We start from the raw sequence: 26,651 nt of genomic DNA, 5'->3' as shown, positions 1-26,651 counted from the left end.
CGCGACGGCTACGCTTCCCTTCCCCACCCAGGAAGGACGAAGACTTGAAAAAGGTACTCGGCGTAGCCGCCGCGGCACTGATCGCCGTGCTCTCGTTCGCGTCGCCGGCCTCGGCCGCCGACCACACGAAGCACATGCACACCGGGGACGCCTTCGGCGACGTGACCGGCTGGAGCGGCGAAGGCGTCTTCACCGAGGAAGGCGACCGCGTTCACATCTGTGACACCGACGCCGACGGCCGCGGCGTCATCATCTACGTCTACAAGGGAACGCCGGAAGACGGCTACGTCCTCTACAGCATGCACGTCGGCGGCAACGGCAACTGCGTCACCAAGAGCGCGGCCGACGGCGGTGTCTACAACCTGCCCGAGAGCCGCGTCGGCTTCAAGTTCTGCCGGTACTGGAAAGAAGACGACCGGTACCACGCCGGCGAGTGCAAGGACTACGACTTCCTGAACGACAACAGCTGACCGGAAACGCCCGGGAAACGCGGGCCGGAGTTGGGTGGCGGGCATGATCACCGCCGCACCCCCGAAGACCCGCTCCTGGGCGCTTCCGCTCGTCTGCCTCGGCGCCGCCGTGCTCTACGCCTGGAAGATCGGCGACGGCCAGCTCGGCAACACCTACTACTCGGCCGCCGTCAAGTCGATGACCGGCGGCTTCACGAACTTCCTCTTCGGTTCCTTCGACCCCTACGGCGTCGTCACGGTCGACAAACCGCCGATGGCCCTGTGGCCGCAGGCGATCTCCGTCCTGATCTTCGGCTACCACGGCTGGGCGCTGCTGCTACCGCAGGTCCTCGAAGGCGTCGCGGCGGTCTTCCTGCTGCACCGCACCGTCCGGCGGTGGGCCGGGGAGAACGTCGCCCTCCTCGCCGCGACGATCCTGGCGCTGACGCCGGTCACCGTGATCATCGACCGCGACAACAACCCCGACACGCTGCTCGTCCTGTTCCTCGTCGCCGCCGCGTACGCGCTCACCCGCGCGCTCGAAGACGGCCGGAAATGGCTGTGGTGGTGCGCTTTCTTCGTCGGCTGCGGCTTCCTGACCAAGATGCTGCAGGCGTGGATCGTCGTGCCCGCCCTCGTCCTCGCCTACCTCGCCGGGACGACCGGGCCGCTCAAGCGCCGTCTGCTGGACGTCCTCGGCGCCGGCGGGGTTCTGGTCGTCTCGTCGTTCTGGTGGATCGCGCTCCACGACTGGTGGCCCGGCGCCAAGCCGTACATGGGCGGCAGTGAAGACGGCTCGGCGTGGGACCTCGTCTTCGGCTACAACGGCTTCGGCCGTCTCTCCGGCAACGGCGAGGGCGGCGGCGTGATGATCATGCGCAACGGGCAGCAGACCATGTCGTCGTTCGGCGGCGACCCCGGGCCGGGCCGGATGTTCAACGATCTCGTCGGTGGCCAGATCTCGTGGCTGCTGCCGCCGGCGCTCGTCGTCCTGGTCGTCCTCGGCCGCCGGTGGCGTGACGCCGGCTGGCTGCTCTGGGGCGGCTGGCTGCTGGTGACGACCGTCGTCTTCAGCTTCGCCGACGGCATCTGGCACCCGTACTACACGACGGCGATGGCCCCCGCCCTCGCCGCGGTCTCCGCCGCCGGACTGGCGCTGCTGTGGCGCCGGCACCGGCGGACGCTGCTCCCCCTGGTCGTCGCGCTGACCGCGGCCTGGGCGTTCGTCCTGACTTCGCGCGACCCGTCGTTCTACGGCTGGACGCGCTGGGCGGTGGCCGGCACGGGCGTCGCCGCGGTCGCGTGGCTGGTCGTCGCGCCGCATCGACGCGCGCTCGTCGCCGCGCTGGTGCCGCTGCTGCTCACGCCCGCCGTGTGGTCGTACGCCGCCGCGCAGAGCACGTCGGCCGGGACGCTGCCCGCCGCCGGCCCCGCCACCGGCCCGGGCGCGGCGCCCTCGCCGATGCCGGCGCCGTCGGGCGGCGGACGGGGACCGCAGCCCCGGCTGATGCTCGCCGGCGGCGGGGACGGCACCGCCACACTGTCAAGCGAACAACGGCGCATCCTCGACTACGCCCGCCGCGACGGCACCGAGATCACCCTCGCGGTGAACGCCGAGGCGAGCGCGGTCGCGCCGTTCCTCATCGACTCGGACGCGACCGTGATCGGCATGGGCGGCTTCGGCGGCCGCGACAACGCGCCGTCGACCACGCAGCTGGACGGCTGGCTCGCCGAAGGCAAGCTGCGGTACGTGCTGAGCGGCGCGGGCGCCGTGCCGGGCATGCCGCAGCGCAGCGCCGTCCAGGGCGAACGCCAACGCTGGATCGAGCAGCACTGCACGACCGTCGACCCCGCCGCGTACGGCGGCCGGCCTGCATCCACCCCGGGCGACGGCCCGGTGCGGATCGGTGGCGCCGACACGCTCTACCGGTGCCGCTAACGGCGAGGAAACACGACCGCGGCGATCATCGGGGCATGCGGGTGCTGGTGGTGGAGGACGAGCCGATGCTCGCGGACGCGATCGCGGAGTGGCTGCGCGACGAGTCGCACGCCGTCGACATCGCCCACGACGGCGGCGCGGCGCTCGAGCGGATCGCCGTGCACGACTACGACGTCGTCGTGCTCGACCGGGACCTGCCGGTCGTGCACGGCGACGACGTCTGCCGCCGGGTGGTCGCGTCCGAGGCGGCGACGCGGGTGCTGATGCTCACCGCGGCGGTCGAGGTCACCGACCGCGTCGCCGGGTTGTCCCTCGGCGCCGACGACTACCTGACGAAGCCGTTCGCCTTCCCCGAACTGGCCGCGCGCATCCAGTCGCTGGGGCGGCGCTGCCGCCCGGCCGCGCCGCCGGTCCTGCGCCGCTCCGGCGTCACGCTCGATCCGGCGCGGCACGAGGTGTTCCGCGACGGGCGGTACCTCCCCCTGTCCAAAAAGGAGTTCGCCGTGCTCGCCGAGCTGCTGCGCGCGGAAGGCGCCGCCGTGTCCGCGGAACACCTGCTGGAGAAGGCGTGGGACGAGCACGCGGACCCGTTCACCGGCGCGGTCCGGCTCACGATCCTCAAGCTGCGCCGCAAGCTCGGTGACCCACCGCTGGTGGAGACGGTCACCGGGGTCGGCTACCGGCTCCGATGAGTCTCCGGCTGCGGCTGACGGTGCTCTACGGCGGCCTGTTCCTGCTGGCGGGCGGGGCACTGCTGGGCGTCACGTACCTGCTGTTCACGCAGCAGGTCGGGCGGCGGGTCACGTTCATCACGGGCACCGTGCCGCCCGGCCTGCCGCCGCTGCCGTCGCCGGAGTCCCTCGACGAGCAGGCGCGGCAGGTGCGCGCGGCGGCGGCGACGTCGCTGCTGACCCAGGGGGCGATCGCGCTCGGCGCGGTGGCGGTGCTGGCGGCGGGGCTGGGCTGGCTGGTGGCGGGCCGCGCGCTGGCGCCGTTGCGGAAGGTGACGGACACGGCCCGGCACATCGCCGCGGCGGCCGACCCGGGCGGCCACGAGCGCATCGGATTGAGCGGCCCGGACGACGAGGTGAAAGACCTCGCCGACGCGTTCGACGTGATGGTCGAGCGCCTCGACCGCTCGTTCGACGCCCAGCGCCGCTTCGTCGCGAACGCGTCGCACGAGCTGCGCACGCCGCTGACGTTGAACCGTTCGCTGGTCGAGGTGGCGATGCACCGCCGCACGGCGTCGGACGACGTCCGGCAGCTCGGCAGCAAGCTGCTGCAGATCAATTCCCGGCACGAGAAGCTGATCAGCGGGTTGCTGCTGCTGGCCCGGTCCGAGAGCGCGCTGACCGAGCGCTGCCCGGTGGACCTGGCGGCGGTGGTGGCGCACGTGGTGCCACCGGGGGTGACCGAGGACCTCGGCGAGGCGACGGCACTGGGCGACGCGCTGATGCTGGAGCGGCTGGCGCACAACCTGGTGGAGAACGCCCTCCGCCACAACGTGGAGGGCGGCTGGGTGCGGGTGGCGACCCGGTCGTTGCCGGGCCGGGTGGAGCTGGAGGTGGCCAACAGCGGCCCGGTGATCCCGCCGGCGGAGGTCCCGGCCCTGTTCGACCCGTTCCACCGGCGAGCCCGGGTGGCGGCGGAGGGAGCGGGGCTGGGGTTGTCGATCGTCCGCTCGGTGGCCCACGCACACGGCGGGGAGGTGGCGGCGACGGCCCGGCCGGAAGGCGGTTTGGTGGTGGTCGTGTCGCTGCCGGGGGCTTGAGGGCTCGCAGGGTCGCATCGCTGGGGGCCGGCGTCTCGCCGCTTGCCGGGCCGCGTGCGCCGCTCGCCTCGCGCGCCGCCTACCTGCGTCCCTCGACCGCCCGCGCCCCGCTGCCTGCCTGCACCTCTTGGTTGCCCCCCGCCGCCCACCTGCGTCCCTTGACCGCCCGCCGCCCACCTGCACCTCTCGATCGCCCACGCCCACGCCCACGCCCACGCCCGCGCCCGCCTCGCCCACCTGCGTCCCTTGTTCGCCCGCACCCGCGCCCACCTCGCCCACCTGCGTCCCTCGATTGCCCGCGCTGCTTATCGCTTGCCCACCCGTCACGGCGGCCGGCCGCCCGTCGCAAACCAGTTCCGCTCGCCCGCATTGTCACCGGCTCACCCCTCGCCCCGCCCGCTCGTGCCGACCATCCGCGCCATTCGCTCGCGGTGCGCCGGCTCGGCCGCCTCGCTGCCGTGGGATGGGCGTGAGCCGAACCTCGTCTCGGCGCGCGCGCGAATCCGGCCGCCGCCGCACTCTCCCGCTTCCTCTGCCGCGTCGACCCGTCCCGGCCTCACCCGCGCGGCTCGATTCCTGGACCAATATCGGATATTCCGGCGCTTTTCGCCCGGCGATTCCCCCTACCCGACCTTCGCGTCTTGACTTAATCAATGGTCTAGTCCAATAGTTTGTCCACTCGAACCCCACCGGGAGGACAGATCATGCGCAGGAGCAGACTGGCCGCCATCGGGCTCGCCGCCGCCACTTTCGCCGCCACCGCCGTCAGCCTCGTGCTCGGGGCGCCCTCGGCCACCGCGGCGTTGAGCAACAACTGGTACGCCGCGGCGCCCTACCTGATGCCCCAGAGCAACAACCCACCGGACCCGATCACCGTGATGAACGCGACCGGCCTCAAGGCCTTCCAGCTCGCGTTCATCCTCGCGCCCAACGGCGGCGGCTGCAGCCCGACCTGGGACGGCACCTCGGCCGTCTCGTCCGACACCGCCGTCGCGAACGTGATCTCGCGGATCCGCGGTGCGGGCGGCGACGTCTCGGTGTCCGTCGGCGGCTACGGCGGCACGAAGCTCGGCCAGACCTGCGGCACCGTGGCCGCGACCGCCGCCGCGTACCAGCAGGTCATCACCAAGTACTCGCTCAAGGCGATCGACTTCGACCTCGAAGAGCCCGAGTACGAAAACACCGCGGCCATCGCGAACGAGCTCGGCGCGGCGAAGACGTTGCAGGCCAACAACCCCGGCCTGTTCGTGTCGGTGACCATGCCGGGCACCGCGGCCGGCACCGGCTGGTTCGGCACGCAGCTGCTCGACCAGGCGAAGTCGATCGGCTTCACGCCCAACAACTTCTCGATCATGCCGTTCGACGGCGGCTTCAACGGCGGCTCGTCGCAGGTGTCCGCACTCGAAGCGCTGCACGGCCTGCTGATGTCGCACATGGGCTGGGACAGCGCGACCGCGTACTCGCACGAAGGCTTCTCCGGGATGAACGGCAAGTCGGACGCCTCGGAGATGTTCTACACGTCGGACTTCCAGACGGTCTACGACTACGCGACCAGCCACGGCCTCGGCCGCTTCACGTTCTGGTCGGTCAACCGCGACCGCGCCTGCGTCGGGACGACCGACAACGGCGTCTGCAGCAACGTCCCGCAGAACGACTGGGACTTCACGAAGTTCAGCGTCCGGTTCGCCGGCGCGACCCCGCCGCAGACGACCCCGACCGCGACGACGACCCCGACCACCCCGGGCGGCGGCTCCTGCACCGCGGCGGAGTGGGACCGGACGAAGGTCTACGTCAAGGACGACGTCGTCGCGCACAACAGCCACAAGTTCACCGCGAAGTGGTGGACGCAGGGCGAGGAGCCGGGAACGACCGGCGAATGGGGCGTCTGGACCGACAACGGCGCCTGCTGAGCCGCTTGGCCCGCGCGAGCTCCGGCTCGCGCGGGCTACTTCCAGTCGAGGTGGGTGTTCTCGCGCTGGACCTCCGGGGTCAGCGCGGGCACCTCGACGACGTGCCGCCCGGCTTCCCGCAGCAGCTCGGTGCCCCGGGCGTCGACGAAGACGGGCGGCTCGCGCCACGCGAAGACGACCCGCGGGATCCCCGCGCCGAGGATGAGCTGCGTGCAGCTGCGCGGGTGGGAGCTGCGGTTGCTGCACGGCTCCAGGGAGCTGTACATCGTCGCCCCGGCCAGGCGCGGGTCACCGGCACACTTCGCGAGCGCGGCTTCCTCGGCGTGGTTCAGGGGGTCGCCCTCGCCGGAGTGCCCGGTCGCGACGACTTCGCCGTCGGCGTCGGTGATGACGGCCCCGACCCGGAAGGTGTGGCTCGGCGGGCACTCGGCGGCGAGCGCGATGGCTTCCCGCAGGCGCCGGACGTCCCGCCCATCCGGCTCGGCCGCGGCCCGGTACCGGAGGATCGCCATCCCCTGGAGTTCTTCGGCGCTGACCAGGGTCAGCGGCCGCGGGTAGAGGCCGGGCCCGACGAACCGCGGCGCGTCCGGCTGCCCGACGAAGAACGGCGCGATCGCGAGCCGCAGCTCGTCGGCGAGGCCTTCGGTGAGGAACCGGGTGTGGATCCCGCCGCCGCCCTCGACCAGCAGGTTCTCGATCCCGCGCGCCCCGAGGTCGTCGAGGACGCGGCCGAAGTCGGACGGATCCCCGGCGTCGACGACGGTGGCGACGTGCTTCAGCGCGTCGGCGGCCCCGGGCGGCGCGTAGACGATCTTTTCGGTGTCCCCGACGGTGAAGAACTGCGCGTCCGGGTCGAGCCCGCGCGTGGTCACGGTGACCTTGACGGGCTGTTCGGGCTTTCCCTGCTCCAGCCGCTTTCGCCGCAGCTCGGGAGAGCGCACGAGCAGCCGCGGGTTGTCGGCCCGGACGGTTCCGGCCCCGACGAAGATGGCGTCGGCCTCGGCGCGCAACCGGTCCACGACGGCGAAATCGTCCTCTGTGGACAGTACGAGCCGCTCGGGCGAGGTGTCGTCGAGGAAGCCGTCGAGCGACTGCGCGGCGGACAGCAGGACGTGCGGCCGGGTGATCACCGGCCCAGTATGCCGTAACGCCTCGCGCGGTCCGGGCGTCTCACGACGTATCCCCGTCAAGCCCAACCCCCTTCGGAGTTTCCTGAACATGACCACGCGAGGCTGGTACAAGGAGCGGACGCTCACCACGGTCGACACAGTCGGCCGGGAGGTGTCGGTGACGACCGGGCTCACCCGCGACCCGGAGGGCCGCCTGGTCGCGGCGATCGCGATCAGCGACGGCCCGACCGCGATCTACCGCTACTCGGGCGAGGTCGGAGAAGACACCGAGCTGGTGACGAACGCGGCGGACACGGTCAAGGAGCTCCGCCGGCTCGCGAGCATGGGACCGACGATCTAGCCGTGGCCGTGGAGGGCGCGGTCGCGCCCTCCACGGCGGATGTCCGCCGCATCGACCGGCAGGCGCGCTGGTCCCCGGGGCTCAGGCGGGCAGGACCGCGTACTGGCGGACGTACAGGTCCGTGTACGTCACCGGGCCGCGGGGGCCGGGGACCTTGTCCAGGTTGATGCCGGTTTCCGGGACCGCGAGCAGCTTGAAGCCGTCGAGGAGGCGGGTCGGGGCGTTCCAGAAGACGCCCGTGCCGGTGTAGCCGTCGAAGAAGGCGTCGGCGGCCGCCGCGTCGTCGGTGGCGATGCCCGCCGCCAGGCCCGAGGTCTTCTCGTTCGCGATCTCGACGGCATCGGCGAGCGCGCCGACCTTGGCGACCGTGACGGTCGCCTCGCGGTCGGAGTCCAGCGCCCACTCGTAGCCGATGGCGTGCTCGTGCGGCGCCAGCGAAGGCGTGACGCCCCGCTCGGCCAGCGCCTCGGCGATGGCCGGCCACACGTCGTCGTGGATGCCCTCGTGGATGAGCAGCAGGTTCAGCCGGTTGCAGACGCCCAGCCGGTCGAGGCTCGCGTAGACGAGGTCGCGCACCTTCGTGACGTCCGCCCCGCGGTCGACGTACAGGACGCCGCCGCCGTCGGCGTGGGCCAGCGTGCGCACGCCGTGGACGGCCGCCTCGGTGGCCAGCGCCCGGGTGCTGTCGCCGCTGCCGCGCAGGATCACGAGCGGAACCAGGTTCGGCAGCCGCACCAGCGCGGACGCCGCCTCACGCTCCACCCGCGGCACGAGCTGGACGCAGTCGGCGTCGATGCCGGCCTCGGTCAGCGCCGGGGCGATGACGACCTCGCGCAGCCGCTGAGCCGAGCCGAGCGCGGCCGAGCCGGTGCGCAGCACGCCGGCGTTGCGCGACTTGACCAGCTGCGACGCCACGTCGACGGTCACGTTCGGCCGCGCCTCGTAGTTCGCGCCGATCACGCCGACCGGGCGGCGCCGCTCGACCAGCTTCAGCCCGCCGTCCAGGGTGGACACGTCGACCGACCGCTCCTGGTGCGGGGCCCCGGCGAGCAGCCGCAGCTGCTCGGCCATGCCGGTCAGCCGCTCCGGGGTGATGGTGAGCCGGTCGAGCAGACCGGCGCTCATCCCGCCGGCCTTCGCTCGCTCGACGTCGGCCTGGTTCGCCTCCAGGATCTCCTCGCGGTGCGCGAGCAGCCGCTCGGCCATCCCGGTCAGCGCGGCGTCGACGGCCTCGGCGGAAGCAGCGGCGAGCGACGGCGCGGCCAGCTTCGCCGCCCGTGCGCACTCCTCCACGGCCTTGGCGACCTCGTCCATCGTTCGTCTCCCTCCGCGCGAACCAGCGAGAGACCAGTTTGCCGCATGGGCGCGACTAGGCGGCCACGGGCTCCAGCAGCCACAGCCCGCCGGCGATGAGACAGCTGACCGTCGCCACGGCGAAGACCAGCACCCACAGCACCGGCGGCACCGCGGTGAGCCGGCCCAGCTGGTCGGCGTCGGAGTCGCGGGCCCGGCCCTGCCGCCGCTTGACCTGCAGCTCGAGCACCGGTCGCACACCGCCGAACAGCAGGAACCACGTCACGAGGTAGCTGAACGGAGCCTGCACCTCGACCGGCGCGACGAACGCGACCAGCGCCAGCACGACGGCGCTGACGACGACGGAGAACACCCCGTAGGCGTTGCGGATCATCACCAGCACACCGAGCAGCAGCAGCGCGATCAGGACGAGGACCGGGCCGACCAGGTCGGCGCCCAGCAGGCTGGCGAACAGCAGCCCGAGCACCGACGGCGCCAGGTACCCGGACATCGCCGTGAAGGCCATCCCCGGCCCCTCGGGCTTGCCGCGCGAGACGGTGACGCCCGAAGTGTCCGAGTGCAGCTTGATGCCCTGCAGACGCCGCCCGACCAGCACCGCGGCCAGCGCGTGCCCGGCCTCGTGCACGATGGTGATGCCGTTGCGCGCGAGCCGCCAAGGCGACCCGCCGACGAGCACGACCAGCAGCGCCAGCCCACCGGCGACCAGCGTGATCACGGCCGGCGTCTGGGCCTGGTCGAGCAGCGACGGAGTGGTGGCGGCCGCGCGGAGGGCCGTGCCGGCCGGACCGCCGAGCGCGAGTTGAACGGGCGAGTTCACCCGGACACCTCACCACAGGCGAGATCTGGCTACTGTGAGTCCCCACCGCTGGGGGTTCCGGCGGTTCCGGTATCGGGTCGATGCGGTCTCCTTCCTGGTGGCGTGGTCGACGGGGCGCCCCTGCGACCGTCGGCGGCGATCAGGTGCCGGGGATCCGAGGGGCCCGCGAACGGGCCGGCGGCGCTCGCTTCCGGCCGACGAGCGGCGACCTCGGCGGGTGCCGACAGCCGCTGGGACAGGGCACATGCAGGCCGGACCCGCGCCTCGGCCACCCGCTGGTCAGTTCACCGGGACTCCCTCATCCGCGCCTCGCCTTCCACGCGGAACAGGAACGACACCCAGCTCCGGAACGGTGCCCACGCGTCGGCGATCTCCGTCAGCTCCTCGGCTCCCGCGTCCGGGAGGTGGTACGCGTCGCGCATGATCTCGTGCAGGCGGGTCTCCGCCCGGGGGAACACATCGGGGTGGCCGGCGCCGCGGATCAGGATCAGCTCCGCGCTGAAGCGGCCCACTCCCGGCAGGAGCTGAAGCTGTTTCAGCGCCTCCTCCGCCGGCATCGCCCGCAACATCGCCGCGTCGAGCAGGCCATCGGCCGCCGCCTCGGCGATTCCTCGCAGGCGCTGCATCTTCGGCCCCGACAAGCCCGGCAGGTACTCCAGCTCCGCCAGCACCGCGGGCGCCGGGAACGACGTCAGCACGCTGCCGCCGACGTCGACCTCCGTGCCGTGGCGCTCGGCCAGGCGACGGCGCAGCCGGACCGCCTGCGTCATCCAGATCCGGTGGCTCAGCACCGCCCAGCACGCCGCCTCGTACGGCGACGCGAACAGGACCGGCCTCAACCCCGGATGCATCCCCTGCACCAGGGACACCACCGGATCGCGGGCGCCGACCTCCCCGAACCCGGTGCCGTCGACGTCCAGCGAGCACATCCGCCGCACCTGCGTCGCCACCGCGTCCGCCCGCGACGGCGGCCCGTGGACCTCGACCGCCACCTCGCCGGGCGATCTCTGCCGCAGCACCGCTCCCACCGGTGTCCACTCGCCGTCGAGCGGGAACGCCACCCGCAGCGCGCCGGACTCCGCTTCCGGCCGGCCCGCGGGGCCGAAGCCGGTCAGGAACCGGGCCGCCGCGGCCAGGTCGAACTCTCCTCGCACCGTGATTTCACTGCCCAGCATGGCAATCGTCATCTGTCCTCCTCGGATCGGAACCTCGCCTGCGACGCTAGGCAGGACCACCGACAATTCCGGGTCTCGAACGCCTGATCCCGCGGATTCTTCACTCGTTCGAGTGGCCGGGATTTGACATACTGCCGGTATCCGAGAGGAGCGCAATGCCGACCAAGACCGCCACCGAACGCCTCGAAGGCCTGCTCGACAAGCCCGCGAAGACCGAGGACGGCTACCTCGACCTGCTGGGCGCCGCGAGCCAGGCCGGCCCGCCGACCGGCGTCGCGCAACGCCTGATGCGCACGACCCTCCTCCCCCGGGTCTACGAGCGGTACTGGCGCCCCGCCCTCGGCCGCGCGTTCAAGGGCCCGTTCGGACCGAGCATGGCGGGCGAAATCGAGCTCGCGACGAAGCTCCTCGACCTGAAGCCCGGGGACACCGCGCTCGACGTCGCGTGCGGCACCGGCCGGTTCACGCGCGCGTTCGGCGCGGCCGTCGGCCCGGACGGGCTCGCCATCGGCCTCGACGGCGCGCGCACGATGCTCGCCGAAGCCGTCGCCGAGGACGGCCCGGCCTCCGTCGCCTACCTGCGCGCCGACGCGGTGCACCTCCCGCTGAAGGGGTCCACTGTGGACGGCGTCTGCTGCTTCGCCGCCCTTCACATGTTCGCCGAGCCCGAAACCGCGTTGGACTCCTTCGCGCGGGTGCTGAAGCCCGGCGGCCGGGTCGTGCTGCTCACGAGCGCCCGGCGTAGCTGGCAACCCGCGCGGGTCGCGGAGTCCGTCGGCGGGATCCTGAGCGGGCAGCGGATGTTCGACCGGGGCGAGATCGCGGCGAGCCTGCGCGCCCGCGGCTTCGCCGGGATCACCGAGCGGTACGCCGGCGTCACGCAGATCGTGGCGGGCCGGCTGAGCTGAGCGCCGCGGGTTGTCGGAGCCTGCGGTTAGCATCGCCCCATGACCCACCACGATCCCGTCCCGCCCGACGACAGCTACCTGCGTTCCCTGGTCGAGGCCACCGCCGACGCCGTCGCGGCCGCCGAACCGCTGTCCTCGCCGCACACCGGCGCGGACGAGGCGACGCGGGCCGAGGTGACCGCCGCGGTCGAGCGCAGTTCACCCGATCTGGTGGCATTGAGCCAAGATCTGCACGCCCACCCCGAAGAAGGGTTCGCCGAGCACCGCTCGGTGCGCGCTCTGGCGGAGCTTCTGAAGCGCCACGGTCACGAAGCGACCGTCGGCGTCGGCGGCCTCGACACCGCGCTGCGCGTCAGCACTCCGCGGCAAGAGGGTCCGCACATCGCCGTCCTCGCCGAGTACGACGCCCTGCCGGGCCTCGGCCACGCGTGCGGTCACAACGTCATCTGCACCACCGCCGCGGGTGGCTTCCTCGGTGCCGCGACCGTCGCCGAGCGGCTCGGCGGCCGGGTCAGCCTGATCGGCACCCCGGCCGAGGAAGGCGGTGGCGGCAAGGAGATCCTCGCTCGCGCCGGCGTGTTCGACGACGTCGACGCGGTGATCATGCTGCACCCGTTCAGCCACGACATCGCGCTCCACCCGTTCCTCGGCCGCCGTCAGCTGGAGATGGTCTTCCACGGCGTCGGCGCGCACGCTTCGGCGCAGCCGTTCATGGGCCGCAACGCGCTCGACGCCGCCGTGGCGGCCTATCAGGGCGTCTCGGCGCTGCGCCAGCAACTCCCGCAGAGCGACCGCGTCCACGGCGTCTTCACCGACGGCGGCGCCCGCCCGAACGTCATCCCGGCCCGCGCCGCGCTGCTGTTCTACCTCCGCTCCCAGAATCCCGAGACACTGCGCGACCTCGCCGCGCGCATGACGTCGATCGCGGAGGGCGCGGCGGCGATGACCGGCTGCGGCGTCGAGCTGACCTGGGACGCCCAGGCCGCCTACCTGCCGATCCGGTTCAACACGGCGCTCGCCGGGCGGTGGACGGCCAACCAGCTGGGCACCGGCCGCAAGCCGCTGCCGCCGGGCGTCGTCCCGGAGTCGCTCACCGGCTCCACGGACCTGGGCAACCTGTCGTACCGGATGCCCGCGCTGCACCCGATGCTGGCCGTCTCGGGTCCGACGGTCGCGTTGCACACCAAGGAGTTCGCGGCCGCGGCCGGTTCGGAGACGGGTGACGCGGGAGTCCGGGACGGCGCGCTGGGCCTGGCCCTGACCGCGGCGGACTACCTGGGCGACGCCGAGCTGCGGCAGGCGGTCCACGACGAGTTCGAAGCCGCGGGAGGCGCACTGGACGTGCCGTCGTTCTTCGCCTGACGCCTGAGGATCGCCTGAGTTTTCTCAGCTGATTCTTCTCAGCAAAGCCTGAGGTATTTCCACAGGTTGCTCACAAGCACGGGCGCGAATCTGGATCCATGACCGAGAACGAGAGTCGGCCCGGCCCCGCCTCACCCGGTGGGCACCAGCCGCACCAGAGCACCCAGCAGTACGGGCCGTACGCGCACCAGCAGTACGGCTACCAGCAGCAGGCCGCGCCGAATCCGCTCTTCACCCAGCAGCCGCAGCAGGCGCCCACGGCGGTGAAGACCAAACCGCGCAAGGGCGGCCGCGTCGCGATGATCGTCAGCGCGACCGCGCTCGGCGCCGCTCTGGTCGGCGGCGTCGGCGGCGCCGCGATCGTCGGGCTCACCACGAACTCGGCGGGCAGCGCGACGACGTCGGTGAGCACGCCGGCGGCCACGGGGCAGACGGTCTCGAACTCGACCACCGGCGACGTCAGCGGCGTCGCGGCGAAAGTGACGCCGAGCGTGGTCCAGATCAACGTCACCACCGCCCAGGGCGAGGCCATCGGCTCCGGCGTCATCCTCACCTCGGACGGCCGGATCCTGACCAACGCGCACGTCGTCGACGGCGCCCAGAACGTCGTGATCACCACCTCCGACGGCAAGAAGTACCAGGCCAACGTGGTCGGTGCGGACACCAAGGCGGACATCGCGGTGGTCCAGGCCCAGAACGCCGGCGGCTTGACGGCGGCGACGCTGGGCGACTCGAGCAAGCTGGTCGTCGGCCAGGAGGTCGTCGCGATCGGCTCGCCGGGCGGGCTGCAGAACACCGTCACCACCGGCATCGTCAGCGCGCTCAACCGGAACCTGTCGGACATCGGCCAGGGCCAGGAGCGGCAGCAGTCGCCGTTCAACCGGACCTCGAACCAGACCCAGGACTCGCCCAGCTACACCGCGATCCAGACGGACGCCTCGATCAACCAGGGCAACTCCGGCGGCGCGCTGGTCGACGCCCAGGGCAACGTCATCGGCATCAACTCGGCCCTCTACAGCCCGACGGCCTCGGCCAACGGCTCGGCCGGCAGCGTCGGGATCGGCTTCGCCATCCCGATCAACGACGCCAAGAAGATCGTCGACCAGATCGTGAACAACTAGGACGCGGACGGGCCGCGGTCGGGGCGGTCCGTCCACCACCCGCTTCGGGGCGCGGGGGCGGCGAAGGCCGTTTCGAGAGTCAATCGGGGGCTCTCGAAACGGCCTTCGCACTGCCTACAGGTCGTACGTGAGCGTGAAGGTGTGGTTCTGCTCGGCGTCCCTCTCGATCTTCGCCGTGCCGGAGATCCCGGTCAGCTCGCCCGAGCCCGAACCGGTGAGGATCTTCAGCGTCAGGCCGGACTCGTCGGCCGAGTGGTGCAGGACGAAGGCGCCCTTGCGGCCGTCGACCGAGACGGCGAGACGCTCGAAGGCGACGTACGCGCGTGAAGTCGCGTTGGACGCCGTCAGCATCTCGACGGTGCTGGTCCCTTCGACCGCTCCGGTGAACGTCTTGGCGATCGCCACCCGGGCGAACTCCGTGCCCGCGGCCTCGTCGGTCGCCTGCGGCTCCCACTTGTCGAGGACGAACGACGCGGTGGCAGTGCTGGTCATGGCTGGTTTCCCCTGTCTCGAAGGTGAGCCGAGCTTCGCAGCCATACCTGACAGTTCGCGTCAGGTATTCCTCACCGCTTGCGGTTGCCGAACAGCCCGCGCGTGATCTCCCGGCCCAGCGCACTGGCCGCGGACCGCATGAACGACTTCACCGCCGGGTTCTTCATCGCCGACTCGATGAACCCCGGTTCGTCCTTCTCCTTCTCGGAAGCCGCGGGAGCCGGCGGAGCCTCGGCAGGCGGAGCTTCCGGTGCGGGAGCCGAGGGGATCTTCGCGGCCAGCTTCTCGTACGCGGACTCCCGGTCGATCGTCTCGGCGTACTTCGCGTGCAGGTCCGACGAAGCGACCGCGGCGGCCACGGCTTCGGCACCGATCGAGCCCATCTTCGACCGCGGTGCGCGCAGCCGCGTCCACGCCACCGGCGTCGGCGCGCCCCGCTCCGACAGCACCGTGACGATCGCCTCGCCGATGCCCAGCGACGTCAACGCCGTGTCGAGCTCGTAGAACTTCGTCTTCGGGTAGGTCTTGACCGTCTTGGCCAGCGCCGCCTGGTCGTCCGGCGTGAACGCCCGCAGCGCGTGCTGGATCCGCGCGCCCAGCTGCGAGAGCACGTTGTTGGGGATGTCCGTGGGCAGCTGCGTGCAGAAGAACACGCCGACACCCTTGGACCGGATCAGCTTCACGGTCTGCTCGATGCGCTCGAGGAACGCCTTCGACGCGTCGTTGAACAGCAGGTGCGCTTCGTCGAAGAAGAAGACGAGCTTCGGCTTGTCGAGGTCGCCCTCCTCGGGCAGTTCCTCGAACAGCTCGGCCAGCAGCCACATCAGGAACGTCGAGAACAACGCCGGTTTCGACTGGAGGTTGTCCAGCTCCAGCAGCGTGACGACGCCCTTGCCCTCGTTCTGCCGCATCAGGTCGTGGACGTCCAGCTCGGGCTCGCCGAAGAAGTCCTCGCCGCCCTGGGCCTCCAGGTTGGACAGCGCGCGCAGGATCACCCCGGCCGTCGCCGCCGACACCCCGCCGATGCCCTTGAGGTCCGCCTTGCCCTCGTCACTGGTCAGGTGCGTGATCACCGACCGGAGGTCCTTCGTGTCCAGCAACGCGAGACCGCGCTGGTCGGCCCAGTGGAAGATCAGGCCGAGCGTCGACTCCTGCGTCTCGTTCAGGCCCAGCACCTTCGACAGCAGCACCGGCCCGAAGCTCGTGATCGTCGCCCGGATCGGCGAGCCCTTCCCGCCGGTGCCCAAGGACAGGAACTGCACGGGGTAGGCCGTGCCCGCCCAGTCGTCGCCCAGCTCCTGAGAGCGCTTGCCGACCTTGTCGTTCGCCTCGCCGGCCGCGGCCAGGCCGGACAGGTCGCCCTTCACGTCCGCGAGCACCACCGGCACTCCCGCCGCCGAAAGCTGCTCCGCGACCAGCTGCAACGTCTTGGTCTTGCCCGTCCCGGTCGCGCCCGCGACCAGGCCGTGCCGGTTCAGCGTCGCCAGCGGCAGGCGCACCGCGGCCGCGGCGTCCGTCTTGCCGTCGATCACCACCGCGCCCAGCTCCAGCGCGGCACCCTCACTCGCATAACCAGCGGCGATCTCGCTCGCCGGCGACCCCTGCTCGGTCACTCGCAGCTCCCCGATCTTGTGTCCTGCACCACAGCGGCGAGCGTAACGCGCCGTACGCGCAGGTAACGCCCCTCTTATCCCCGTGTCGGGTTAGGGTCACCAGGTGACCGACCGCCTAGTCTGGATCGACTGCGAAATGACGGGGCTCGACCTCGGCAAGGACGCGTTGATCGAAATCGCCGCCCTCGTGACCGACGCGGAGCTGACTGTGCTCGGCGAAGGAATCGACATCGTCATCCACGCCGACGAGGAAAAACTCGACGGCATGCCCGAAGTCGTCCGCGAGATGCACGCCCACTCCGGCCTCACCGAAGAGGTCCGCGCCTCCAGCATCACCCTCGAAGAAGCCGAACGCCGCGTCCTCGAGTACATCCGCGAGCACGTCCCCGAGTCCGGCACCGCGCCGCTGGCCGGCAACTCCATCGCCACGGACCGCGGCTTCATCGCGCGCGACATGCCGGCCCTCGACGCCCACCTCCACTACCGCCTGGTCGACGTCTCCTCCGTCAAGGAGCTCGTCCGGCGCTGGTACCCGCGGATCTACTACGCCAAGCCGGAGAAGGGCCTCGCGCACCGGGCGCTCGCCGACATCAAGGAATCCATCGGCGAACTCGACTACTACCGGCGCGTCGCCTTCGTCCCCCAGCCGGGCCCGACCAGCGACGAAGCCAAGGCGGCGGCCGCTGAAGTGCAGGAACGGCAGCAGAGGTAACCCCCTGCAATCCGCTTGGGGGCACCCGCTACGATTACTGCCATCGAGGTGATCGCACGCGGTTCCCTCGCTGATGGTGGGCGTAGCTCAGCTGGTAGAGCACCTGGTTGTGGTCCAGGAGGTCGCGGGTTCGAAACCCGTCGCTCACCCCAACACCCCAGTTTGGATCTTTCCGAGCTGGGGTTTTTGCCGTCCGCGGCCATGGGTGGCGCCCCTCACGACCGGATGGCTCAGCGTGCGAGCGTCCGATCGGCGGTGCACCGTGTCCTGGTGGCACGTTCAACACCGAAGACCAGGCGGACGAAGAAGCTGCGGTACGAGGACATCACCGTCGTCGACCGATCGCTCCTCAAACGGGCGGTCGGGGCCGCCGCCCTCGGCAACGCCATGGAGTGGTTCGACTTCGGCGTCTACGCCTACATCGCCGACACCATCGCCGAAGTCTTCTTCCCGCCCACCGTCTCGCCCGGGGTCCGGCTGATCGGGACCTTCGGCGCCTTCACCGCCGCGTTCCTCATGCGGCCGCTCGGCGGGCTCGTCTTCGGGCCCCTCGGGGACCGGATCGGGCGGCAGAAGGTCCTCGCCGTCACCATGATCATGATGGCCATCGGGACCCTGTGCATCGGGCTGATCCCGTCCTACTCCTCCATCGGCGTCTGGTCGCCCGTCCTGCTCGTCGTCGCGCGGATGGTGCAGGGCTTCTCCACCGGCGGCGAGTACGGCGGCGCGACGACCTTCATCGCCGAGTACTCACCCGACAAACGCCGTGGCTTCATGGGCTCGTGGCTCGAGTTCGGGACACTGTCCGGGTACGTCCTCGGCGCGTCCGTCGTCACCGGGATGAAGGCCTGGGTCCCCCACGAGACCCTGCTCGACTGGGGCTGGCGCGTCCCGTTCCTGGTCGCCGGCCCGCTCGGCATCATCGGCCTCTACATGCGCCTCAAGCTCGAGGAGACGCCGGCGTTCCAGAAGCACGCCGAGGAGGCCGAGAAGCGCGGCCGCTCCGGCGAGCCGTTCTGGAAGATGTTCACCGACTACTGGCCGGCGCTGCTGATCTGCGTCGGCCTGGTGCTCGTGTTCAACGTCACCGACTACATGCTGCTGTCGTACATGCCGACGTACCTGTCCGAGCAGCTGCACCTCGACGCCACCCACGGCCTGCTGCTGATCATCGTCGTCATGGTCGTGATGATGCTGATCATCCTGGTCGGCGGCCGGATCACCGACAAGGTCGGCCGCAAGCCCGTGATGATGGCCGGCTGCCTCGGCTTCCTCGCGCTCTCCTGGCCGCTGATGCTGCTGGTGCACGACGGCGGCCTGGTGCTCACCTTCCTCGGCCTGATGGGTCTCGGCCTGTTGCTGCTCTGCTTCGAGGTCTCGATGCCCGCGGCGCTGCCGGCGCTGTTCCCGACCGCGATCCGCTACGGCGCGCTGTCCATCGCGTTCAACATCTCCGTGTCGCTCTTCGGCGGCACGACCCCGCTGGTCATGCAGGCGCTGATCTCGTCCACCGGCCACGACTTCTGGCCCGCGTGGTACCTGATGGCCGCCGGTGCGATCGGCGCCGTCGCGGTCTACTTCAGCCGGGAGACGGCGAACAAGCCGCTCTGGGGTTCGGGGCCCGCGGTGGCGACCGAAGAGGAGGCGCGCGAACTGGTGCGCGAGTCGAAGTCCTAAGCCGTCTCGAGCAGGAGTTCGGTCAATTCGGCGGGCATGGTGATCATGCAGTCGTGCCCGGTCGGCAGCTCCCGCACCCGCTCGCCGGCCGGGACAGGCCGCCTCGCGATGCCCGACGGCTCTCCGCCGACGCAGTGGATGTGCGTGCGCGGGATCGCCTTCGCCGCCGGGTTGTCCAGCCGGACCGGCTCGGTCAGGCACCGCACCGGCTGGTCGGACAACATGGACCGCAGCCAGGTGACGTCGTCGGGATCGGTGACCCCGAACAGGCCCATCGGCGGCACCCGCCAACCGTCCACGGCGCTGTCGACCAGCTGCTTCGTGAGGGGGATGACGTCGGCCGCGGTCTCGCCGTCTTCGGGGACCATCGCGTCGAGGAACACCAGGTGCGCGATCCGCTCCGGCACCCGGTGGGCGGCTCCCGAGATGACCATCCCCGCGTAGCTGTGCCCGACGAGCACGACGTCGTGCTCGTCCCCGAGCAGACCGGCGACGTCGTCGACGTGGGTGCCGAGCCCGACTTCCGGGCTCAGCAGGTGGGCCCGGTCGCCGTAGCCGGTCAGGGACGGCGCGAGCACCCGGTGCCCGGCGGACTCCAGGCGCGGGACCACCCGGTCCCAGCAGCGTCCGCTGTGCCAGGCGCCGTGGACCAGCAGGAATGTTGACATGTACGCCTCGGTTCTCTTCGGTTCCTCGGTACCATTCGGTAACCGGAACCATCGTGATCCACTCGGCGCGCACCGGGCAATACGGCACTAATTGGTGCCCCGGTTCTCAGGAGGTAACCATGGAGGACCCGTGCCAGGCCCGGGAAGTCCTCGGGATCGTCGGGGACAAGTGGGCGCTGCTGGTCGTGCGGATGCTCAAGGACGGCCCGCGGCGCTTCACCGAGCTCAAGCGGTCCATCGACGGTATCAGCCAGCGGATGCTCACCGTGACCCTGCGTGACCTGGAGCGCGACGGGATCCTGACGCGCACGGTCTTCGCCGTCATGCCGCCGCACGTCAGCTACGAACTGACCCCGATGGGCCGGACCCTGCGCGAAGCCACCGCGCCGCTGCTCGAGTGGAGCATCACGCACCTGCCGCTCATCGCGGCCGCCCGCGCGGAGTACGACGGCCGCTAGTTCGCGGCGGTCCGCCACTCGTCCCAGGACATCTGCCAGACGCTCCAGCCGTCGGTGGCCTCGAGCTTCGGGCCGCCGCTGTTCTGGACGGTGACGATGTCACCCTTCTTGGACGTGTCCATCAGCCACTTCGCGTTCGCGGTGGACAGGTTGAGGCAGCCGTGGCTGACGTTGCTGTGCCCCTGCTGCCGCACCGACCACGGCGCGGAGTGGTAGAAGATGCCGCTGTAGGACAGGCGCACCGCGTACTGGATGAAGGTGCGGTACCCGCCGGGGCTGTCGGCCGGGACACCGTAGGTGCTGGAGTCCATGGTGTAGCCGTTGTGCTCGCTCATGACGGTGTAGTTCCCAGCCGGGGTGTTGTGGCCGGGCTTGCCCATGGAGGTCGGCATGGTCTTGACCTCCTTGTCGTTGATCGTGACCGTCATCTGGTGGGTCTGGCCGTCGGCGACCGCGACGAGCTTGTCGCCGATCGCGCCGGTGATCGCCTTGTCCTCGCGGCCGTAGCTGCCGTTGCCGAGCGCCTTGCCGTAGACGGCGGCGTCGACCTTGATCTTGGTGCCGCTCTTCCAGTAGTCCTTCGGCCGCCAGGTCACCTGCTTGTCGCCGGACCAGCGGAAGGCCCCCTCGGTGGCCGGCTCGGCGGTGACCTTGAGCGCCTTCTCGGCGGCGGCCTTGTCGGCGACGTTCCCGCTGAAGGTGAAGATCAGCGGCATCCCGACCCCGACGGTCTCACCCTCTTCGAGGTTCACCGAGACGCCGAGCTGCCGCGTCGGCTTGACGGTGGTGAACGACGACTCCTGCGTCACCGGCTTGCCGTCGGAGCCGGTCGCGGTCGCGGTCAGCTTGTAGGCCTTGTTGTAGCCGAGCGGCTCGGCGGAGTCCCACCCCGAACCGTCGGCACGCGGCTTCCCGGCGACGACCTTGCCGTCGGCCCCGGTCAGCTTCACCTCGCCGACCTTCCCGTCGGCAACGCTGACGCTGACGGGCTCACCGGGCGCGACGTCCTTGGCGTCCTTCGCAGGACTGAGCGTGACCACGGCGGGTTTCGGCGCGGGTTTCGCCGCACTCGAGGACGCCGTCTCCTTCGGAGGTTCACTCGAAGGGCTACCGCTGCAGCCGGCCACCGTGAGGCCGATCACGACCGCGGCCACCAGCAGCCGCACCCCCGCACTCGTCATGCCCACCCGCCTGTTTCGCCGTCGATGTCCGACCCCAGTGTGCCCGACCAGCCGCGACACCGGGGCGGCAACGCCGGAACTCGCTAACGGGACCCCCCTGAAACAGGCCTCTGAACCGGGTGCTAATGTTTTCCACGTCGCCGAGGGAAACCTCCGGCAGACACCGGCGCCATTAGCTCAATTGGCAGAGCAGCTGGCTCTTAACCAGCGGGTTCGGGGTTCGAGTCCCTGATGGCGCACCCCCACTCCCCAGGTTGAAGATCTCTTCAACCTGGGGTTTTGTGGTATCCGGAATCATTGCTTCCGCTTCCTCTCTGTCCATTGTGGTCTCCTGCGAGCCCGAGGGGAGCCCGAGAGCGCAAGCCGGGTGCAACACCCTCCGCGGGATCGCCCCAGCCAGCTTCCGCGCCGCATCCGCGGCGACCTCTTCGGCGACGTTCGTGTACAGGTCCATCGTCACCTTGATCGACGAGTGCCTGAGCATGTGCTGGATCACCTTCATATCCACCCCGGCGCCCAAGGCCAGAGTGGCCGCACCGTGCCGGAGGCCATGCAGCGTGATCGGGGGCAGGTCGGCCAGCTTGATCAGCCGCGCGAACTCGTCGGCCACGTCGGCCGGGTGCAGCGGACTGCCGTCGGGCTCGGTGAAGAGCAAGTCGTGCTCCTCCCAGTCGTTGCCGAGCCGCGCCTTGGCCTCGTCCTGACGGGCCAAGTGCGCCCGCAAGACCAGCACGGTGTTCGGATCGAGGGCCACGATGCCCTCCGAAGAGGGTGTCTTGGGCTTGCTCTGCCCGGTCTCCCAGCCGTACTGCACGATCTGGTTCGCCACCTCCAGCGACGCCGCATCCGGGTAGGTGTCCGAGCGGCGCTGGCCACACCCCTCACCCCGACGAAGGCCGGTGTGAGCGATCAGGTGGAACAGCGCATACAGCGGGTGGTTCACGACAAAGTCGAGGAACTGCCCGGTGAGGTCGCCGGTCCACACCATCACCGAGTAGGGCACCTCGCCGGTCCGGCGCCACTTCGCGATCCGTTCCGGGGGTCCACAGCTTCGGCTTCGGCCGCACCGCCGGCGGCAGCTCGACCAGCTTCGCGACGTTGTACGTCAGCAAGCCCTGGTCCATGGCAGGCCGGAGGACCGCGCGCAGCGTCTCCTTGATCCGGTGCAGCGACGTCGGCCCGACCGGCCGAAGCCAGCCACCGGGTAGCCTGAGGGCCTCAACGACCCTGTCCGTCAAAACGGGTCAACCCCACCGCATAGCTGAGCTCGAGTCGCATCCGCCGACTCAGCTGGCGCTCATCCGCGACCACGAGCCACCACTAAGCGATGCCCCTAATTCGCACGTCTCGCGAGTGGATCAGGTCGATGACGAACGTCGCATTTGGACGCTGACCGGCCCGTCGGCCGTTGCCGCCGGCGACCGTAGTCCGCTCCGTTCAAGGACTACCAGCCCGGCTGGCATCGCGAGACCCCGACAAACTCCCGTCGAAAGCCGGCCGGTGAGGTGTCTTGCACGAACGCAAGGCGGCTATCAGATCGTGCGCGACGAAATGGGACAGGTCAGGCCACAGGAGCGGACCAGTCCAGCCTCACACCACCCTCCGGGCGTGACCTCCTCGTGGCTGGCAGGCTCGTCAGCGACAGGGCGATCAAGGGCCGAGTGTCGCCAATGGTCCTTCGGTCATGCGGGCGATTTCGTCGCGTGCCCGCCGACGATGAAGGCCACCCGTTTGCCGACCGAGACCGCGTGGTCGGCGAATCGCTCGTAGTACCGTCCGAGCTGGACGACGTCCATTCCGGTCCGGAGATCGGTGCCCTCGCCGGATTCGAGGACCTGGCGGTACAGGGCCTGCTGCAACCGATCCATTTCGTCGTCCTCGGTGGCCAGCGCGGTGGCCGTTGTGGCATCGAGGGATTCGAGGGCGCTGCGGGCTTCCCTGGCGAGCCGTTGCGCGATATCGCCCATCGCCGAGACAATGCCGTTCATCGAATCGGGCAAGACGGGCCGCGGGTACCGCTCGCGCACGAGCTCCGCGATGTGCCGCGCGAGGATGCCCATCCGCTCGAGATCGCTGCTCACCCGCAGACCGGCCACAAGGAGCCGCAGATCCGTGGCCACCGGCTGCTGGCGGGCGAGCAACGTGAGTGCTTCGTCGTCGAGCCGGTGGTGGCGTCGGTGGATCGCCTCCTCGCCGGCGATGACTTCGGCGGCCACGGAGTCGTCGGTCTCCATCAGCGCGGTGGTCGCCCGGGTGATCGCGGACCGGGCGAGGTCGAGGAGCTCGGCGAGCCCGCTGGTGTAGCTGTCGAGTTCGGCATGGTAGGCGGTACGCATGGGTCCTCCGAGGTTGTGGAACGGAATGAGCGGCCGGGGGTGCTGCCGCCAGGCAGCCACGCCGTGATTCGGCCGACGGTGAAGCCTTGGCGGCGGGTGGGAGCGTGACTCGGCTCGTGCGCAAGCAAGGAACCCGGGAACACCACTGCGCCGAGTGCCTGGACACGGGCGGCGAGCGGAGCGGACTCGGCCGACGGGCGACCAGGAACCCCATGATCAGGAGCACGGACCGGCGCGCCGGTACCGATTCCGGCCGGACGCCCTGGCGGACACTTGACGCGCACCACTCCACCCTGCGCTCGCCGGCCCGCCCGCGACGAGGGGCACATCGCCTTGGCGCGAGGGACCAAAGACCCCGCCCACGGCCGACTGCCGGGACACGGCCGCGCCCGAAGACGGCCTGCGTTCTTGAAAGCCCCTGTGCTCGGTTCAGTGAGCCGTCTGCCTGTACGGCCGGGAAATCGCGACCATGATCATCCTTCCGCCACTCCTGACCGGATCCCAGGGTCATCACGAGTTCGCTTTCGCCAGTTCGCGACGGGCTCGCCGCTCCGTGAGCAGCGGGACGAAATCGCGGATCCGGGCGTCGTCGAAGGTGCGGTAGCTCTCGTCCACCACGTCCTGGATGTGGCCGGCGCTGTGGGCGGTGGCGAACTTCACGGTCAGCCGCTGGATGACCGACCGGATTTCGAGGCGTTCGCGGGGCGAGGGGTGAGTGGACATGCTTCCGTCTCCTTCGGCGAAAGTCCTCTCGGTCTCACCCCCAAAGGTAGACACCGTCTACCGCCGCGCCCAGGGGCCTATGCACCCGCGCTGTAGGCACTTCGTCCCCCGTCACGAGAGGCGAAAGCTGTTCCTGCAGCAGCACCGCCGCCGCTGCGCCGACGTCAGCCCGGCCTGACAACGGGCGACCCATCGCCGTCAGTGCAGCGAGGCCTGGGATTCGTCGCGATTGCGCAGATAGGCGCTGAACCGGATCCGCAGCCCCCGCACATCCGGCAACGGAGCGCTGAAACTGTAGACCGGCCGGTAGCCGGCCGTGTTCTCCCAGCGGGAGCAGGGACCGCTCACGTACCCGAACCCGTCGTCGGGATCGGCCCGGGTTCCTTTGGCCTGGCGTTCCTGCCAATAGCGGCGGGTCTTCATCACCTCGCCCAGCGCGGCGACGAAGCCGGGTATGTCCTGCTTCGGCAGCCCGAGACCGCGCCCAGGCCAGACCCGCGGCAACACGCGGGCCGCCGTGTGGTCCTCGACGGACGGCGCACAGGTGAAAACCGCGTCGGTGTCGTCAAGCTGCACCGCTCAGCGCCGCATCGCCTTCGTCGCCGGAACAACCAGCACGTTCACCTCTCCAGGAGTCACGGTCTGTGACGAAGTCGATCACACCTGGATCCGGCTCCATCGGGTAGTCAGGCCGTGCGGGCCGGTATGTCACCGCTCCGGCGCGGATTGCGGGTCACCGCCAGCGCATGGGCTCGTCCAGCTCTGAGGCAGTTCACTTCTGTGGCTACGATCGTTGGCTTCGAAGCCAGTGAGTGAACCCGGAACGGGTTGCCCGGGCCCAGACGTGGTCGAATTGGGCTCGGTCGGCGCGGGCGGCGGCGCGTTCACGTTCGATGAGCCGGCCGCAGGTGAGTGTCACCGCCGGGTCTTCCGGGTGCCGTTCGGCGAGTTCGGCCCACTGCTGGGCGGCGATGACGGCGTCGTGGTGGTCGCCGAGGACGTCCTGGACTCCGGCGACGGCGTGTGCCAGTCGGGAGGCCTCCCGGCCGATGGCCGGGGCGACGGCTTCGGCTGCGTAGCGGGCGCGTTTCGCTTGAATGCGGGCGGCGTGCCAGGATTCGTCGGAGTCGAGGGGTTTCAGCTGCGCGGCGGTTTCAAGGTGGTGCCAGGCTTTGGCGACCCGGCGTGGCAGGGTGTGGGTGGCGGGACGCCGCGCCTGCGCGGTGAGCCGGGGATACCGGGCGGCCTCGACGAGGGCGTCGAGGATCTCGGCGTAACGGCGGGTGTTCATCGACTCGGCCAGCGCGTGCAGTGCGCAGCGCTCCCGATCGGTCAAGTCGGTGTCCAGGACGGTGATGGCCCGCTCGTCCAGTGGTGCCAGGGGGTCGGCGTTCGCGGTGCGGTGCAGCCGGGCGTGCAGGACCTCGGCATCCCGGGGTTCGCCGAGCACGCCGCCCAGCCAGCGGACGTGCTCGATGACCGGGGCGGCGAATGCAGGGTCGACCAGGGGCGCGAAGACCCGCAGGTCGCTGCGCAGCCGGCGGCAGCACACCCGCATCTGGTGTACGGCATCGGGTTCGAGGCGCCGTACCCGCACGTCGTAGTCGATCATGCGCACCACGGTCCGGCGGAGGGCACGCGTGACGACCTCGCCCCCGGTCGGCCGGTGCCCGAGGGTGCCAGGCGGGGTGATGTCGGACGGCTCCAGCGCCTTCGGGCCGAGCGCCCGGATCGCCTTGGGCACGAACTCGCCACCCCGCGCCCCGGCGTCGGTGAGCAACCTCGCGGCCCGCCGCATGGCCGCCGCGGCGACGTCACCGCGGGCCTTGCGTTCGACCTCCAGCTCGCGGAACCGGTCGACGGTCTCGCGGCCGTCGCGGACTGTGACGGTGTCGTCGACCAGCTCGACCAGCGTCTCGCCGGTCCGGCCGCGGATCTCCCACGTGTCGCGGAGCGTGTCCAGGGACACCACCGGAACCAACGCTGCGGTGCGCAGCCACCCGGTGACCAGCCGGGTCAGTTCCGGCGGGGGCTCGCCCGCCGGCCCCGCCGCGGTCAGCTCCTCGCGTACGTTCGCGGTCCCGGTCGGCAGCTTCAGATGCCAGGGAGGGCCGTCCTCGCCGGTGCGGTGGCGCAGCGTCACGCCGGAACGGGCCAGCCGCAGATCGGCGGAGTCGTAGTAGGTCGCCGACAACCGGCGGGTGCCCGCCCGGACAACCGCACCGCCCTGGGGCGCGAGCGTAGCCAATGCCGGCAGGACGAACTCGGCGTTCACCGAGAATTTCAGTTCCTCTTCCCGCATGTCTGCGACGCTACGAGCGGTGGCCTCGGACGTCTGCGGTCGGAAGGCCTGCAACAGCTGACGATGGTCCTTCCGGCGGATCGGTGACATCGCAGCCGGCTGCGGCACATGCCGGCACGTAGCGACGGACGGCCCGTTGACCCGGGCCCAACGACCCTGACCCGGCGTACCTGCAAGTGACAACCCTGGAGCCGCGGGGAACGGGAAATAGCGGCCCACGCGGCCACCCTGCTGATCGGTCACGGCGCTGAGG

The 26,651-nt window shown here is 70.7% G+C and carries 24 protein-coding genes, 2 tRNA genes and 1 pseudogene; 14 read left to right on the top strand and 13 right to left on the bottom strand.

Annotated features, from left to right (window positions below; genetic code table 11):
• Nucleotides 1–44: 44 nt before the first annotated feature.
• The 5 genes from QRX60_RS23620 to QRX60_RS23600 all read left to right on the top strand — a co-directional run bounded on the left by QRX60_RS23620 (nucleotide 45) and on the right by QRX60_RS23600 (nucleotide 6,069).
• Complete coding sequence (locus QRX60_RS23620; RefSeq protein WP_286002948.1) at nucleotides 45–470, top strand: hypothetical protein; 426 nt, start codon at nucleotides 45–47, stop codon at nucleotides 468–470.
• A gap of 43 nt (nucleotides 471–513) precedes the next feature.
• A complete protein-coding gene (locus tag QRX60_RS23615; protein WP_286002947.1) occupies nucleotides 514–2,388 on the top strand; it encodes an ArnT family glycosyltransferase in 1,875 nt (624 codons plus the stop codon).
• A 35-nt stretch (nucleotides 2,389–2,423) separates the two neighbouring features.
• Nucleotides 2,424–3,080 carry a response regulator transcription factor gene (locus QRX60_RS23610; protein WP_286002946.1) on the top strand — a complete coding sequence of 219 codons (657 nt, stop codon included), beginning with the start codon at nucleotides 2,424–2,426 and terminating at the stop codon, nucleotides 3,078–3,080.
• Nucleotides 3,077–4,159 (top strand): sensor histidine kinase, encoded by a 1,083-nt coding sequence (locus QRX60_RS23605; RefSeq protein WP_286002945.1) that lies wholly within the window; start codon nucleotides 3,077–3,079, stop codon nucleotides 4,157–4,159. Before QRX60_RS23610 ends, QRX60_RS23605 begins: the two co-directional genes overlap by 4 nt.
• Nucleotides 4,160–4,863: 704 nt before the next feature.
• Nucleotides 4,864–6,069, top strand: coding sequence for a chitinase (locus QRX60_RS23600; RefSeq protein WP_286002944.1), 1,206 nt, complete (start codon nucleotides 4,864–4,866; stop codon nucleotides 6,067–6,069).
• A gap of 35 nt (nucleotides 6,070–6,104) precedes the next feature.
• On the opposite strand, the gene QRX60_RS23595 is transcribed toward QRX60_RS23600, so the two are convergent.
• On the bottom strand, nucleotides 6,105–7,199 hold the full coding sequence (locus tag QRX60_RS23595) for a dihydrofolate reductase family protein (protein WP_286002943.1): 1,095 nt from the start codon (nucleotides 7,197–7,199) through the stop codon (nucleotides 6,105–6,107).
• Nucleotides 7,200–7,287: 88 nt separating this feature from the next.
• Between QRX60_RS23595 and QRX60_RS23590 the strand changes: the two genes are divergently transcribed.
• A complete protein-coding gene (locus QRX60_RS23590) occupies nucleotides 7,288–7,539 on the top strand; it encodes a hypothetical protein (protein WP_286002942.1) in 252 nt (83 codons plus the stop codon).
• 81 nt (nucleotides 7,540–7,620) lie between these two features.
• Here the strand turns inward: QRX60_RS23590 and QRX60_RS23585 are convergent, their stop codons facing one another.
• The 3 genes from QRX60_RS23585 to QRX60_RS23575 all read right to left on the bottom strand — a co-directional run bounded on the left by QRX60_RS23585 (nucleotide 7,621) and on the right by QRX60_RS23575 (nucleotide 10,857).
• Nucleotides 7,621–8,853, bottom strand: a complete 1,233-nt coding sequence (locus QRX60_RS23585) for an aldehyde dehydrogenase family protein (RefSeq protein WP_286002941.1) — start codon at nucleotides 8,851–8,853, stop codon at nucleotides 7,621–7,623.
• Nucleotides 8,854–8,908: 55 nt separating this feature from the next.
• Nucleotides 8,909–9,670: a M50 family metallopeptidase gene (locus QRX60_RS23580; RefSeq protein WP_286002940.1), complete on the bottom strand. Its 762-nt coding sequence runs from the start codon at nucleotides 9,668–9,670 to the stop codon at nucleotides 8,909–8,911.
• Between the two features lie 284 nt (nucleotides 9,671–9,954).
• On the bottom strand, nucleotides 9,955–10,857 hold the full coding sequence (locus tag QRX60_RS23575) for a DNA-3-methyladenine glycosylase family protein (RefSeq protein ID WP_286002939.1): 903 nt from the start codon (nucleotides 10,855–10,857) through the stop codon (nucleotides 9,955–9,957).
• 143 nt (nucleotides 10,858–11,000) lie between these two features.
• On the opposite strand from QRX60_RS23575, the gene QRX60_RS23570 reads away from it, so the two are divergent.
• From QRX60_RS23570 to QRX60_RS23560, 3 genes are all read left to right on the top strand, one after another.
• Nucleotides 11,001–11,753 (top strand): class I SAM-dependent methyltransferase, encoded by a 753-nt coding sequence (locus QRX60_RS23570; RefSeq protein WP_286002938.1) that lies wholly within the window; start codon nucleotides 11,001–11,003, stop codon nucleotides 11,751–11,753.
• Nucleotides 11,754–11,792: 39 nt separating this feature from the next.
• On the top strand, nucleotides 11,793–13,115 hold the full coding sequence (locus QRX60_RS23565; RefSeq protein ID WP_286002937.1) for a M20 family metallopeptidase: 1,323 nt from the start codon (nucleotides 11,793–11,795) through the stop codon (nucleotides 13,113–13,115).
• Nucleotides 13,116–13,213: 98 nt separating this feature from the next.
• The gene (locus tag QRX60_RS23560; protein ID WP_286002936.1) at nucleotides 13,214–14,236 is read left to right on the top strand and encodes a S1C family serine protease; all 1,023 of its coding nucleotides are present in this window, start codon (nucleotides 13,214–13,216) and stop codon (nucleotides 14,234–14,236) included.
• A gap of 114 nt (nucleotides 14,237–14,350) precedes the next feature.
• Here QRX60_RS23560 and QRX60_RS23555 read toward each other — a convergent pair whose 3' ends face one another.
• Both QRX60_RS23555 and QRX60_RS23550 read right to left on the bottom strand, forming a co-directional pair.
• Nucleotides 14,351–14,728 carry a DUF3224 domain-containing protein gene (locus QRX60_RS23555; RefSeq protein WP_286002935.1) on the bottom strand — a complete coding sequence of 126 codons (378 nt, stop codon included), beginning with the start codon at nucleotides 14,726–14,728 and terminating at the stop codon, nucleotides 14,351–14,353.
• Nucleotides 14,729–14,799: 71 nt separating this feature from the next.
• A complete protein-coding gene (locus QRX60_RS23550) occupies nucleotides 14,800–16,341 on the bottom strand; it encodes a helicase HerA-like domain-containing protein (RefSeq protein WP_286002934.1) in 1,542 nt (513 codons plus the stop codon).
• A 103-nt stretch (nucleotides 16,342–16,444) separates the two neighbouring features.
• Between QRX60_RS23550 and orn the strand changes: the two genes are divergently transcribed.
• The 3 genes from orn to proP all read left to right on the top strand — a co-directional run bounded on the left by orn (nucleotide 16,445) and on the right by proP (nucleotide 18,730).
• Nucleotides 16,445–17,053: an oligoribonuclease gene (gene orn, locus QRX60_RS23545; protein WP_286002933.1), complete on the top strand. Its 609-nt coding sequence runs from the start codon at nucleotides 16,445–16,447 to the stop codon at nucleotides 17,051–17,053.
• A 76-nt stretch (nucleotides 17,054–17,129) separates the two neighbouring features.
• A tRNA-His gene (locus QRX60_RS23540) sits at nucleotides 17,130–17,205 on the top strand.
• Between the two features lie 118 nt (nucleotides 17,206–17,323).
• Nucleotides 17,324–18,730, top strand: a complete 1,407-nt coding sequence (gene proP, locus QRX60_RS23535; protein WP_286002932.1) for a glycine betaine/L-proline transporter ProP — start codon at nucleotides 17,324–17,326, stop codon at nucleotides 18,728–18,730.
• Here the strand turns inward: proP and QRX60_RS23530 are convergent.
• Complete coding sequence (locus tag QRX60_RS23530) at nucleotides 18,727–19,398, bottom strand: alpha/beta fold hydrolase (RefSeq protein WP_286002931.1); 672 nt, start codon at nucleotides 19,396–19,398, stop codon at nucleotides 18,727–18,729. The genes proP and QRX60_RS23530 overlap by 4 nt on opposite strands.
• Nucleotides 19,399–19,517: 119 nt before the next feature.
• Here QRX60_RS23530 and QRX60_RS23525 point away from each other — a divergent pair, with 119 nt between their 5' ends.
• A complete protein-coding gene (locus tag QRX60_RS23525; RefSeq protein ID WP_286002930.1) occupies nucleotides 19,518–19,856 on the top strand; it encodes a winged helix-turn-helix transcriptional regulator in 339 nt (112 codons plus the stop codon).
• Here QRX60_RS23525 and QRX60_RS23520 read toward each other — a convergent pair.
• Nucleotides 19,853–21,037, bottom strand: a complete 1,185-nt coding sequence (locus tag QRX60_RS23520; RefSeq protein WP_286002929.1) for a L,D-transpeptidase — start codon at nucleotides 21,035–21,037, stop codon at nucleotides 19,853–19,855. The genes QRX60_RS23525 and QRX60_RS23520 overlap by 4 nt on opposite strands.
• Nucleotides 21,038–21,203: 166 nt before the next feature.
• Between QRX60_RS23520 and QRX60_RS23515 the strand changes: the two genes are divergently transcribed.
• Nucleotides 21,204–21,276: transfer RNA gene (locus QRX60_RS23515), tRNA-Lys, on the top strand.
• Between the two features lie 200 nt (nucleotides 21,277–21,476).
• Here the strand turns inward: QRX60_RS23515 and QRX60_RS51615 are convergent.
• The 5 genes and pseudogenes from QRX60_RS51615 to QRX60_RS23495 all read right to left on the bottom strand — a co-directional run.
• Nucleotides 21,477–22,025: pseudogene (locus tag QRX60_RS51615) on the bottom strand (site-specific integrase); the annotation flags it as partial.
• Between the two features lie 694 nt (nucleotides 22,026–22,719).
• Entirely contained in the window at nucleotides 22,720–23,373 is a 654-nt protein-coding gene (phoU, locus tag QRX60_RS23510; RefSeq protein ID WP_286002928.1) for a phosphate signaling complex protein PhoU, read from the bottom strand.
• A 510-nt stretch (nucleotides 23,374–23,883) separates the two neighbouring features.
• Nucleotides 23,884–24,096, bottom strand: a complete 213-nt coding sequence (locus QRX60_RS23505) for a three-helix bundle dimerization domain-containing protein (RefSeq protein ID WP_286002927.1) — start codon at nucleotides 24,094–24,096, stop codon at nucleotides 23,884–23,886.
• Nucleotides 24,097–24,294: 198 nt separating this feature from the next.
• Nucleotides 24,295–24,672 carry a hypothetical protein gene (locus tag QRX60_RS23500; RefSeq protein WP_286002926.1) on the bottom strand — a complete coding sequence of 126 codons (378 nt, stop codon included), beginning with the start codon at nucleotides 24,670–24,672 and terminating at the stop codon, nucleotides 24,295–24,297.
• A 208-nt stretch (nucleotides 24,673–24,880) separates the two neighbouring features.
• Complete coding sequence (locus QRX60_RS23495) at nucleotides 24,881–26,641, bottom strand: CYTH and CHAD domain-containing protein (protein ID WP_286002925.1); 1,761 nt, start codon at nucleotides 26,639–26,641, stop codon at nucleotides 24,881–24,883.
• Nucleotides 26,642–26,651: the final 10 nt, after the last annotated feature.

This window comes from Amycolatopsis mongoliensis (assembly GCF_030285665.1).
GTDB lineage: Bacteria > Actinomycetota > Actinomycetes > Mycobacteriales > Pseudonocardiaceae > Amycolatopsis > Amycolatopsis mongoliensis.
The sequence above is the reverse complement of the archived record's forward strand: the minus strand, read 5'-3'. Positions and strand labels throughout refer to the sequence as shown.